Below are 875 nucleotides of genomic sequence, written 5' to 3' on the forward strand. Positions count from 1 at the left end.
GTACCGCGCACCAGGTCCACCGGGCCCGCGAGCAGCGCGTGCCCCGACCGGTTGTCGCACCGCACCACCTGCGTCACCAGCGGGGACAGCTCGGGCGAGCAGGCGTACTCGCTGCTCGCCGCCACCGTGAAGGCGGAGACCGGCACCCGGTGCGCGCGGCCGTCCGCCGGTACCGACACCGGTACGGGGGCGTTCAGTACGCGGGGCTCACCGCCGTCGTCCACCCCCGGCAGCCCGAGCACGGGGGCCGGACCGAGGTCGCCGATCTCCTCCTCGCGCAGCTCCACGTCCACGATGCGGCGCTCGGCCGCGGAGCGGTCCTTGAGCGTCAGCCGGTCCTCGGCCAGCCGCGGCGGATCGGTGGCGAGCGCCGACCGGGCCGTCGACAACGTCAGCCGTACGTCGGACCAGTCCTCCCCGGTGCGCTGCCAGACCATCGCGTCCGTCTCCAGGGTCAGGGAGTCCCCGTCGAGCACCGCCCGGTAGGCGGGCCGCCACAACGCGCACGGAACCAGGTGGCTCAGGCGCAGCCGGACCGGCCCGGCGACCGCGGCGTCCACGGTCAGCTCCACGTGCCCGACCAGCTCGGCGGGCTGCTCCTCGGAGAGGTCCAAGGCCGTCCGGAAGGAACGGAGTTCGAGGGACAGCGTGTCCAGTCGTGTCTCGACCGCGCGGAGTTGTTCCCCGTACGCGTCGCGTTCCCCGTCGACGCGGTCCAGTTCGCGGTGCCAGCGCTCCCCTTCGCTCTCCCCGGAGCCGGCGCCCTCGGCGATCTCCCGCAGCAGGTCCGTCGCGAGCCGGCCGAGGACGGCGAGCCGGGTCCCCAGCCGGTCGCGGCGCTGCTCCAGGGCGGTCCGCTCCTGCTCCATGGCGTG

The 875-nt window shown here is 74.9% G+C and carries 1 protein-coding gene; it reads right to left on the reverse strand.

Annotation, left to right across the window (positions count from 1 at the left end; translation table 11 throughout):
* Positions 1–875, reverse strand: an 875-nt coding sequence (locus G3I71_RS44870; protein ID WP_164324649.1) for a DUF4139 domain-containing protein, incomplete at both ends; no start/stop codon positions are given.

Source organism: Streptomyces sp. SID12501, assembly GCF_010550245.1.
Lineage (GTDB): Bacteria > Actinomycetota > Actinomycetes > Streptomycetales > Streptomycetaceae > Streptomyces.